Source organism: Blautia sp. MB18-30, assembly GCF_023669475.1.
Classification (GTDB): Bacteria; Bacillota; Clostridia; order Lachnospirales; family Lachnospiraceae; genus Blautia_A; species Blautia_A fusiformis.
Map to the genome: position 1 here is coordinate 1 of NZ_JAMOYY010000060.1, position 10,487 is coordinate 10,487.

A 10,487-nucleotide genomic window follows, 5' to 3' on the forward strand; every position below is an offset into this window, starting at 1 on the left:
GTATAATACAACCATAAGAAGTGATAAAAAAATAACAAGTTGACCTAGCCAAACATAATAAGTTTTACTGTTGTGTTTGGCTTTTTTTATTTGATAGCCAGAGTGGGAAGTGAGGTGTCTACAATGATAATCTGTGTTATCTTTGATTTGGGAATGGCAGTGATTATGTTTTTATTTGGAATCAGTTTTGTAAAATCAAATGGAAAGGCCGCTGCATTTTTGTCTGGCTATAATATGAAATCTACGGAAGAACGAAAACAGTATGATGAAAAAGAAATGTGCAGAGTATATGGAAATCGGATGATGTGGATGGCACTGCCATTTGTAGCCGGTGCAGCCATAGATTTATTATACAGTGGAATCGGATGTTTTGCAGCGTGTGTAATATGGACCGTTCAATTTGTTTTATTGATGAAAGAACGTATGAAACGAGAAAAAATAGAAAAGAACATTTAGGCAAAAATTATATTCGAAAGAAGATATACAAGCTATCCAGGAACAGGATAATTCTCGGGAACAAGAGGAACTTTAATTACTTAAAGGAGATGACGTGAATATGAGATGTCCATATTGTGAAGGAAAAATGCGAAAGGGTCAGTTGCATGCGGTTGGCGCAGGGGCAGGACTGGAGTGGAAAGAAGGCTCTGAGAGTTTGCGGTTAAATACGGATCCAGAGTTGGCAGCAAGGATATCTGGAGACCGCATAGCTGCCTATAATTGTGATTTTTGCAGAAAGATTATTGTCTCTTACGAATATTGAGATTTTCAATTCTTTGAATTGTAATGACCGTAACGGGAAAGGATAAAAAGAGATAATAGAAAAATATCCAGAGGGCGAGGAAGGCCGGACATTTGGCTCTCTCGTATATGAGGAAGAAATGTATTCTATTGGAATTCCTACGGTTTTGTATAAGGAACTTCTGCTAATAGCAGAAGGTAAGGAAGAAAATTTACTGGAAAAACTTCTTGAAAAAATTTCTTCTAAGGAAACATATTTACTAGATATCGTTCCAGATGAGGCACTGTTATGGATGGTATAAGCAGCAGGAAATTAACATGGGGAATTTGCATCGTTGGAATTGCGATTGCGATAATAAGCTTCTTTTTCTTACCGGAGATTATTCCCGTTCACTTTGCTGGGAATGGAGTCGCAGATGACTTTGGCAATAAGATAGAAATTTTTTTAATGCCGATACTCCTTCTGGCTGTTACAATCTTGAGTGGTATAAAAAGTATAAAGTATGTTCTGATGCATTCGAAGACTTGGCTAACAGTTGGTCAATATAACCTGATGATTGATTGTGTTTTAGGAATTATATTGATCGCAGAAATTTTTATGATTTATGCTTCGTTTGTTTAAAGGCTGATCTATAAATAAAGAAGCAGATATATGGCAGTTTCTGGTTCATTGGGCAGGCTGTTTTATATCAAAGTGTGAAGAGGAGCTGGTTCATGATGAAAAAAGTAATTCCAATTATTTTATTTACGGTATCAGCAATATTGCTTTCTGCATGTGGCAGAAAAGAAGAACTGTACGAGATTCCTGACCTGTCACAGTACAAGACAGATTATGTAGGAGATTCTTCGAATGTTATAAATATTGTAAGTGGGCAAGAGTATCCGGAAGGATATTCTTATGATAGCATACAGATACAGTCTGAAACGAAGCCTTATGGATTAACAGTATTTCTAAAAGTTGAGCCGTCTGCAGTTAAGATTGAAGATGAATTGCAAGTTAATGCGGATATGACATTTGATTTGATTGGTAATTTGGAAACACTTGATTATAAAATAGCGGATAGCAAGGAAATCATTGCATCGTATGAACGGTAGATCATTCAGTGGTTAATATTTTGTCTGCTATTATGTAGTAAGAAAAATAGGAAAGCGAAATATGTATTTGGAGGACAGCAATGAGAAAATGCGAAAAGTGTGGAACAGTCATGAGAGCGGATTTAAGACTTAAAGTTAATGGCGGTGGCTATGCGATCGTTGTAGATGTAGATGAAAAACAAAAAACGACAACTATAGATGATGTTAAAGTTGCAGTCTGTCCAGAGTGTGGACATACAGAAATGTATTTAGAGGATTTAACTAAATTGAAGTAAAATTAGATATGATTGAAACAGGATAAAAAATTTTGATGGAATGCTTGTGGAGAAAATAAATATGAAAAAACTTAATTATACAGAAGATTTATTGAGAGTTATCTTCTTTTGGATAGGAACATTCTTTCTTGTTTCCGGTATCTTAAGTTTTCTTGGGATATTAAAACCAGCAGTAAACTCAGGTATTCAGAATCCAGATATGTTGGGAACTGTGTTTTCTATAACCGGGGTGCTTTTGTGTATAATAAGTGCTGCTCTTGGAATTTATACTGCAAAGCTTGATAAATTACATTTACAATTAATCGAAAATGGTACAAAAGTGAAGGGCTTGGTAGAAAAAGTATATTTGCAAAAATACACAAGATATAGAAGACAGATTCCATACAGGATACTATATAGTTTTACATATCATGATAAAGTGTATTATCATAAAAGCCGTTTGGTATGGGAAAAGCCGGATCTTAAGAAAGGCGACTTGATTACCGTATATGTAAATAATCTTGGTAAATCAACAGTTTATAATTGCAATGAAGCGGTCTGATATCTAGCCTCTATATTTCGGAAAAATACTGCACGATTTGTGGTTTACAGAAGAGCAGCTTCAAAGAATGCTGAGGATGAAAAATGCAAATCCATCAGATGTATGGAAATTCAGAGATTATTAATTGGACAAATTGAAAGCTGAAAGGAAAACTGCCTATCCGTTTTCAGCATTGGCGGATCCGTCTGCTAATAAGTGGTTTAAAAATCAAAAAACGTGGTAAGAGTATTTTCATAATTCTGTTCAATTTTGTCTATGTTTTCGAGAATCCTGTTCATGTACAAATGCAACTAAATTAGAGTATAATAAGGGAAACCATTGAAACTGGGTTTCTGTATTGGACATTCCTGTGATGGCAGGAGTGTCCTTTACATATAGCGGTAAATTCTGAAGTAGTTGGCATAGAAGTTCATGAGGTAGTTGACGTATGCTTTAAATCTTTTCATTTCGTTTTCCTCCTTTCTTTATCTTACAAGCACATTATAATATCAGAAGACGTATATTACTTGCCAAATGGGAAGAAAAAGTAGACAAAATTTGCAGGAGATTAATTGGAATGTACTGATAAGAGCATCACAGACATTTGTCTGGATGCAGGATTTGAGAGCCAAAGGACATTTAACCGGGTATCTCGTGATAGATATAAAGTAACGCCAAGGGAATATCGGAATCTTTATCGTGAACAATATATAAGTCAGACCCAGGATGAAATATCTGGAATGGAGAAATAGGATGGCATTTATAATCTGTATAGCAGCACTCATAATCATGATGTTTGTATTTACCAAAATGTTGTTAAGTTTCAGCAATAACAGCAGTGCGGCAGTTGAATCTGTTGATGCGACTGTAGTTGAAAAGAAGCAAGGAATCTATACCCATATGCAGTCTGAAGCACATGTACCTTGGTTTCGCGTTGTATTTGAGATGACAGATGGAAGTTTGATGGAATTTCAAATGCAACAGGGAGATTTTCGTGAATTGGAAAAAGGCGATCGAGGTATGCTGACTTATCAGGGAAATCGGTATATATGTTACCAAAAATATAAATTTAAAAGTGAAGCACAGGAGGAAGAAAAATGTTAAGTGAAAGCATTGCAAAACTGGTACAGTATGGGATTACAACAGGTCTGACACCGGAATGTGAAAGAAACTACACAACAAATCTTCTGCTGGATGTTTTTCATGAAGATGATTATGAAAAACCGGACAACATTGAGGAACCTGTTAATCTTGAAGAAACATTGGACGAATTGCTGGATGAAGCCGTAAAAAGAGGTCTGATTGAGGACAGTATTGTATACCGGGATTTATTTGATACCAGATTGATGAACTGTCTGATGCCACGTCCGGGTCAGGTACAAAAAGAATTCTGGGACAAATATGCAGAAAGCCCGAAGAAAGCTACTGATTATTTTTATAAGCTGAGTCAGGACAGCAATTATATCCGCAGGTATCGTGTAGAGAAGGATCAAAAGTGGAAGGTAGACAGTCCATACGGTGAGATTGATATTACCATCAATTTGTCCAAACCGGAAAAAGATCCAAAAGCAATTGCCGCGGCAAGGAATGTAAAATCCGGAAGTTATCCGAAATGTCTTCTTTGCCCGGAAAATGAAGGATATGCGGGACGTGTTAATCATCCGGCAAGGCAGAACCACAGAATTATTCCGATCACAATCAATGATACTCCTTGGGGATTCCAGTATTCTCCGTATGTGTATTACAATGAGCATTGCATTGTGTTTAACTGCCAGCATACTCCAATGAAAATCGAGAGAAATGCATTCATTAAACTGTTTGATTTTGTAAAACTGTTTCCGCATTATTTCCTTGGATCTAATGCAGACCTGCCGATCGTAGGTGGTTCGATCCTAAGCCATGATCATTTCCAGGGTGGACATTATACATTTGCAATGGCAAAAGCACCAATTGAGCAGCACGTGGTACTTCCGGGATTTGAAGATGTAGAGGCTGGAATTGTAAAATGGCCATTATCTGTGCTTCGTATTCGACATAAAGATTTCAACCGTTTGGTAGATCTGGCAACACATGTGCTGGAAGTATGGAGAGGCTATACCGATGAAAAAGCATTTATTTATGCTGAGACCAATGGAGAACCACATAATACAATTACACCAATTGCACGTAAAGTAGGTGATACCTACGAACTGGATCTGACATTAAGGAACAACATCACAACAGAAGAACATCCGCTGGGAGTGTACCATCCGCATGCAGAATATCATCATATTAAGAAAGAAAATATCGGTCTGATCGAAGTTATGGGACTTGCAGTTCTTCCGGCCAGATTAAAAGGTGAGATGGAACTTTTGGAAGAGTATATTCTCGAAGGCAAAGATATTTCTTCAAATGAACAGATTGAGAAACATGCAGAGTGGGTTAAGAAGTTTCTTCCGAAATATTCGGAAATCACAAAAGAAAACATCCATGGCATTCTTCAGAAAGAGATTGGAATCGTATTTACCCATGTTCTGGAAGATGCAGGAGTATACAAATGTACGACCGAGGGAAGAGAAGCATTCATGCGTTTTCTTGAAACATTATAAAAATTGAAATAAAAGGATTCTTTGGGAAATGGGAGGTAGGTGAAACCTCCCATTTTTTTTTAAGGAAGATGATGAAAATAGAATATTTTTTATAAGGTGTGAAACCTTCCTAGGCTTTTCTTTTAGATGTAAGAAGAAGTAGCAGTGGAACAAAAATAAAGATCCTCCATAGTGCAGGAATGGTGATATTGTTTCGGAATGCAAATGCACTGCCAGAAGAATCTGCCGGTATGTAAATGCGAAGATCTACAGTACAGGATGAACTTTCATCTCGTATATCTAAAGGAAGCTGAGAATGATATACTTTGCCTTCATGGGTGAATTTAACAGGCAGTGCCCAGTAATAATGACGCGGACTACCAAAATTATAAAGATAATATCCGTCTGCTTTGATTAAATTTGGATTTTCATGGTAAAGAAAATAGTTTTTATTGGCATAAAAGAATGTCCCGCCCATTAATAGAAGCCAGATCAGCACCAGTGCAGCTTTATTCAAAAAAGGACTATCAAATACTCTTTTCAAAAAATCACCTCCTGTTAGATAAGGACATTTTATCAAATGAACTAGGAAAATTCGATAGAAAGAAAAAATTTATTATTATGAGAACCGATTTGCTTGTATCTGCATCTGATTAGTGTAAAACAAACACGTGTATAATCCGGCCGGACAGAAGGAGAAAACAGAGAAGCGATTTTGTATAGAAGAAAATAAGTGAGATCTGATTAGGTGCTGTCGTGAATCAGTCAAGGATGAAAAATCCCTGACCGGTCATGGCAGCCCTTTTTTTCCTGTTTTCAGGGTTCTGTTCACAGAGAAAAAGGAAAGTGTCTGAAAGTACCCCAAAAGTGCTAAATGTGAGATAAATGATGATGCGGTGTTCCTATCCGTAAAAGAGCAGGGGAAAAATGTTTTGTAGAAATCAGCTTACTGTTTGTAAAAGAAAATGTTTTTTCCAGCAGCCTTGGTTATTTTTTATTAAATCGGAGATATTAAAATCAGACGATTTAAAAAGTTTGTCTGAATGCTGTTTATCGTTAAAAACAGGGGGCATGGATGGGAAAAAGAAAAGAGATAACCGGTAAGGATAATGGAAAGCAAAAAATGTGGATAATGATCACTGTCATCATAGTGTTCTTTGCTATGGCTGGCTATGCAGGAATGTCTTATTACTATTCAGACAGATTTTTTCGGGGAACAACGATCAATGGAATTAACTGTTCTGGAAAAACATCGGAAGAGGCAGAACAGGCGGTTGCTAAAAAAGCAGAGGATTATCTGCTGGAAGTAAAGGCAAGAAATCTGAAATCACAGAGTATCAATGGAAAATTGATCGGATATCGTTATGTTTCGGATGGCAGTATTTCCCAATATCTGGATGAACAAAAACCATATAAATGGGTTCGGGGATTTTGGAAAAAGCAAAATTATACAGCCAAGGAAAACATGACCTATGATAAAGTGAAGTTAAAAGAACAGATGGAAAAACTGGAATGTGTAAAAAAAGAGAATCAGACAGCACCAGAAGATGCTTATGTAGCTTATAAAGATTCGAAGTTTGAAATCGTACCGGAAACAGAAGGGAATACCCTGGATTTCAATGGAGCTTATCAGGCACTGTCAGAAGCGATTACTGACAAAAAAAGAACGATTGACCTGAATAGCTGTCCGGCTGTTTATGTAAAAGCGGCAGTAATGAAAGATGATCCAGATCTTAAAAATTCATTGGAAGAATGCCAAAATCTGATCCGGACCAAAATCGTATATATATTTGGAGAAGAAACGGTAACATTGGAGGGGGACGAGATCAGAAACTGGCTCATTTTTGATGAGAGAGGACGGCTGCAAAAAAATGAGGATGAACTGAGACAGTACGTGGCAGAATATGTGGCAAAGCTGGCTGCCACACATGATACCGTAAATACAGAGAGGGAATTTTGTACAACAAGCGGACGTACTGTTCAGGTGTATAGTTCCGTTTATGGATGGAAGATCGATCAGGAAAAGGAAATAGAAACCATTATGCAGGAAATGATTGCAGGAGTACAGATAAACCGGGAACCGGTATACGCTATGCGGGCAAATGCACGGGGTATGAATGATATAGGCAGCACGTATATTGAAGTGGACCTGTCTGCACAGCATTTATATTACTATCAGGATGGTTCGATCATTTTGGAATCGGATATTGTGTCAGGAGATATGCAGTATGCAGAACGGCAGACACCACCGGGAATTTTTCAACTGTATTACAAGAAAAGTCCATCTGTGCTGAAAGGAAAGATGTTGGAAAATGGGAAATATGAATATGAAAGACCAGTAACTTACTGGATGCCTTTTAATGGGGGGATTGGATTTCATGATGCTTCATGGCAGCCATACTTTGGAGGAAATCGTTTCCGAGAAGGTGGTGGATCCCATGGATGCATTAATCTTCCGGCGGACAAAGCGGCAGAACTTTATAATAGGATAGACGAAAGTGTGCCGATTGTCTGTTTTTATTAAAAATGGGCAGGATATATAGTTTTATATAGAGGTTTGTTTATAAAATGGAAGATCTTAATTGGTCTTCTGTTTTTTTATAATTATCAGCAATAGTTTCATGGAAGAAAAGTGTGTATGTTCCATCCAGATATGGAAAGAAGTCTTTGACCATTTTGACCGGCAACCGAAAAAAATCGAGATAAATGAGAACTATTCGATTGATGATGATGCAAAGGAAACCTTGCAGGAGAAAAGCAAGAGGATGCTGGTTACAGAAGCAAGCCAACGGGAAATGTAGCTGAGCGAAGTGACTTGCCTAAGTAAATTGAAATGGAAATATGGCTGATAGTGTGATATGATTTGAATGGCAAAAGATATTTTAAGGAACAGACATATTAGCGTTAAGTTTGCTAAGGAGAATAATATGGAATGGTTTGGAATTGCAGCATTATTGCTGCTACTTTGTTATTCGGCGTATCCGGGAAAAGTAAAGCGTTTGGAAACGAAAGTAAAACGGTTAGAGAAAAAGCAGAGAGGAGTGGCATATATGTCAAAGCTGATTAATGATCTTGTAGGAAAACAATGTATTATCAGATCAGAGTTCATTTTTAGTTTTGCGGGAAAAACTGAATTATCCTGCAAGATAATAGACGCAGATGATGAATGGATAAAAATTTGTTATACAGAGAAAAAAGATAAGCAGGTAGTTAAGCTGATGCGGATTGAAAATATTGAATCAATAGAAGAACAATAAGTTCTATTTTGGAAATTCAGAGGAGTAAAGAGCATGGATTATAATTTACAAAAAAATCAAAATGCAGAACAGACTTATCATTCTATTCGTAATTCTATTGTGTCTGCACAACATCGTTTAAGCACAGCGGTAAATTCTGCTATGGTAACAACTTATTGGGAAATTGGAGAACAGATTTTTAAAGCATGTGGAGAAAATGATCGCGCAGAATACGGAAAGAAATTATTGGAATATCTTTCTGAGCAGCTGACCGCAGAGTTCGGAAAAGGTTTTGATAAATCGAATCTTCGTAAGATGAGGCAGTTTTATTGCACTTTTCCAATTCGAGACACACTGTGTCCTGAATTGAGCTGGTCACATTATCGTGTCTTGATGCGTATAAATGATGAACAGGCAAGAAGATTTTATATGGAAGAATGTGCAAAAGCAGCATGGAGTGTTCGTCAACTGGAACGGCAGATCAACACGATGTATTATCAGCGTATTTTAGCAAGCCAGGATAAGATAGCGGTTGCAAATGAAATTCAAATAACAGAGCCAAAACCAGAATATGAGAAAATAGTGAAAGATCCTTATGTTATGGAATTTCTGCAGATTCAGCCTGACACACATGTATATGAAGGAGATTTGGAACAGGCATTGATTGATCATCTTCAACATTTCCTTTTGGAACTTGGAAGAGGATTTTCATTTGTAGCACGCCAGAAAAGATTTACATTGGATGGACAGGACTTTTTTATTGATCTGGTATTTTACAACTATATTTTAAAATGTTTCGTTCTCATTGACTTGAAAATGGGTAAACTGACCCATCAGGATCTAGGACAAATGCAGATGTATGTGAATTACTATACTCGTGAAATGATGAATGAAGGAGACACGCAGCCTATTGGAATTGTACTTTGTGCAGATAAGGGAGATTCTATTGTAAAATATACGCTTCCTGAAGATAATCACCAGATATTTGCATCGAAATATTTCACCTATCTGCCGTCAGAGGATGAATTGAAACGTGAATTAAATTTGAAAGAATTTTACAAAAAAGAATAAAAACGAAAATACAAAGCGGAAGTTATAGTAAAGGAGATTCACAATGAAGTTTTGGATTTTTATGTTGATTATGGATTTGCTTCTTCCATTTACGATGATTGGTTTTGGAAGATATTTTATGAAAAAGGCTCCAAAGGAAATAAATTCAGTATTTGGATATCGAACTTCGATGTCTATGAAGAATAAAGACACATGGGAATTTGCTCATAAATATTGTGGTAAAGTCTGGTATGTCTGTGGAATGGTTATGTTGCCGATAACAGTAATATTCATGCTTTTAGTAATTGGAAAAAATGAAGATTGTGTTGGGAGTATGGGAGGAATTATTTGTGGTGTTCAACTTATTCCTTTAATTGGGTCTATTCTCCCAACAGAAATAGCATTAAAAAAGAATTTTGATAAGAATGGAACAAGACGATAAAGTTTGCAGAATCAAGAAAATCGGAATTTATAGGAGAACATAGATATGAATATAGAATTAAGAAAGTGGTCGGTTGAAGATAAAGAAGTATTAATAAAAATGTGTAATTCAATTGATAGAAGTTTTTTATCTGATAGATTACCTAATCCATATACAAATGCATCTGCTGAGTGGTGGTTAACCATGGTAAAAGACAACGAAGGTAAAAAAGGTGTCTTTCGAGAGATTGTTGTTGATGGTAAAATTGTAGGAACGATATCTGTTGAACAGAAGGACGATGTGTATCGCAAGGATTCTGAAATTGGTTATTATTTATTGCAGGAAGTATATTCAAAAGGCATTATGAGTGAAGCAGTAAGACAGATTTGTGAAATTGCATTTGAAACATTAGACATTATCCGTATTACAGGGCTTGTATATGAAGCAAATATCGCATCAAGAAAAGTGTTAGAAAGAAATGGCTTTTTACTTGAAGGAAAAATGGAAAAAGCAGTTATTAAGAATAACAATATTTTTGATTTATGTATTTATGGGAAAGTAAGATAAATTTAGAATTTGAGGAGG

Annotated in this window: 18 protein-coding genes; 17 read left to right on the forward strand and 1 reads right to left on the reverse strand. The window is 36.4% G+C overall.

Annotated features, from left to right (window positions below):
• Nucleotides 1-102 precede the first annotated feature (102 nt).
• From NCY57_RS15865 to galT, 11 genes are all read left to right on the forward strand, one after another.
• Entirely contained in the window at nt 103-456 is a 354-nt protein-coding gene (locus tag NCY57_RS15865) for a DUF3784 domain-containing protein (protein ID WP_330590508.1), read from the forward strand.
• A 100-nt stretch (nt 457-556) separates the two neighbouring features.
• Entirely contained in the window at nt 557-760 is a 204-nt protein-coding gene (locus tag NCY57_RS17205; RefSeq protein WP_015524992.1) for a PF20097 family protein, read from the forward strand.
• Between the two features lie 118 nt (nt 761-878).
• Nucleotides 879-1,040 carry a hypothetical protein gene (locus NCY57_RS15870; RefSeq protein ID WP_173722117.1) on the forward strand — a complete coding sequence of 54 codons (162 nt, stop codon included), beginning with the start codon at nt 879-881 and terminating at the stop codon, nt 1,038-1,040.
• Nucleotides 1,028-1,360 carry a DUF1648 domain-containing protein gene (locus tag NCY57_RS15875; protein ID WP_055056115.1) on the forward strand — a complete coding sequence of 111 codons (333 nt, stop codon included), beginning with the start codon at nt 1,028-1,030 and terminating at the stop codon, nt 1,358-1,360. Before NCY57_RS15870 ends, NCY57_RS15875 begins: the two co-directional genes overlap by 13 nt.
• 92 nt (nt 1,361-1,452) lie before the next feature.
• Entirely contained in the window at nt 1,453-1,833 is a 381-nt protein-coding gene (locus NCY57_RS15880; protein ID WP_055056114.1) for a DUF4825 domain-containing protein, read from the forward strand.
• Nucleotides 1,834-1,913: 80 nt separating this feature from the next.
• Entirely contained in the window at nt 1,914-2,108 is a 195-nt protein-coding gene (locus NCY57_RS15885) for a zinc ribbon domain-containing protein (RefSeq protein ID WP_173740084.1), read from the forward strand.
• A gap of 61 nt (nt 2,109-2,169) precedes the next feature.
• Nucleotides 2,170-2,649 carry a hypothetical protein gene (locus NCY57_RS15890; protein ID WP_059085791.1) on the forward strand — a complete coding sequence of 160 codons (480 nt, stop codon included), beginning with the start codon at nt 2,170-2,172 and terminating at the stop codon, nt 2,647-2,649.
• Between the two features lie 28 nt (nt 2,650-2,677).
• Nucleotides 2,678-2,773 (forward strand): hypothetical protein, encoded by a 96-nt coding sequence (locus NCY57_RS17210; protein ID WP_179963059.1) that lies wholly within the window; start codon nt 2,678-2,680, stop codon nt 2,771-2,773.
• A 427-nt stretch (nt 2,774-3,200) separates the two neighbouring features.
• Complete coding sequence (locus NCY57_RS17120) at nt 3,201-3,380, forward strand: helix-turn-helix domain-containing protein (RefSeq protein WP_173772246.1); 180 nt, start codon at nt 3,201-3,203, stop codon at nt 3,378-3,380.
• Between the two features lies 1 nt (nt 3,381).
• The gene (locus NCY57_RS15900) at nt 3,382-3,732 is read left to right on the forward strand and encodes a DUF2500 domain-containing protein (RefSeq protein WP_173738945.1); all 351 of its coding nucleotides are present in this window, start codon (nt 3,382-3,384) and stop codon (nt 3,730-3,732) included.
• Nucleotides 3,726-5,216 carry a UDP-glucose--hexose-1-phosphate uridylyltransferase gene (gene galT, locus NCY57_RS15905; RefSeq protein ID WP_015524999.1) on the forward strand — a complete coding sequence of 497 codons (1,491 nt, stop codon included), beginning with the start codon at nt 3,726-3,728 and terminating at the stop codon, nt 5,214-5,216. The genes NCY57_RS15900 and galT overlap by 7 nt, the downstream gene beginning before the upstream one ends.
• 109 nt (nt 5,217-5,325) lie before the next feature.
• Here the strand turns inward: galT and NCY57_RS15910 are convergent, their stop codons facing one another.
• Nucleotides 5,326-5,739: a hypothetical protein gene (locus tag NCY57_RS15910; protein ID WP_044961941.1), complete on the reverse strand. Its 414-nt coding sequence runs from the start codon at nt 5,737-5,739 to the stop codon at nt 5,326-5,328.
• A gap of 531 nt (nt 5,740-6,270) precedes the next feature.
• Here NCY57_RS15910 and NCY57_RS15915 point away from each other — a divergent pair.
• The 6 genes from NCY57_RS15915 (at nt 6,271) to NCY57_RS15940 (ending at nt 10,469) form a co-directional block, all read left to right on the forward strand.
• Complete coding sequence (locus NCY57_RS15915; protein WP_021652238.1) at nt 6,271-7,719, forward strand: L,D-transpeptidase family protein; 1,449 nt, start codon at nt 6,271-6,273, stop codon at nt 7,717-7,719.
• Nucleotides 7,720-7,816: 97 nt separating this feature from the next.
• A complete protein-coding gene (locus tag NCY57_RS15920; RefSeq protein WP_015525005.1) occupies nt 7,817-7,996 on the forward strand; it encodes a hypothetical protein in 180 nt (59 codons plus the stop codon).
• 126 nt (nt 7,997-8,122) lie between these two features.
• Nucleotides 8,123-8,452: a hypothetical protein gene (locus tag NCY57_RS15925; protein WP_015525006.1), complete on the forward strand. Its 330-nt coding sequence runs from the start codon at nt 8,123-8,125 to the stop codon at nt 8,450-8,452.
• A gap of 33 nt (nt 8,453-8,485) precedes the next feature.
• A complete protein-coding gene (locus NCY57_RS15930; RefSeq protein WP_250789840.1) occupies nt 8,486-9,502 on the forward strand; it encodes a PDDEXK nuclease domain-containing protein in 1,017 nt (338 codons plus the stop codon).
• Between the two features lie 43 nt (nt 9,503-9,545).
• A complete protein-coding gene (locus NCY57_RS15935; RefSeq protein ID WP_015525008.1) occupies nt 9,546-9,923 on the forward strand; it encodes an SdpI family protein in 378 nt (125 codons plus the stop codon).
• 45 nt (nt 9,924-9,968) lie between these two features.
• Entirely contained in the window at nt 9,969-10,469 is a 501-nt protein-coding gene (locus NCY57_RS15940; RefSeq protein WP_110103120.1) for a GNAT family N-acetyltransferase, read from the forward strand.
• The last annotated feature ends 18 nt before the right edge of the window (nt 10,470-10,487 follow it).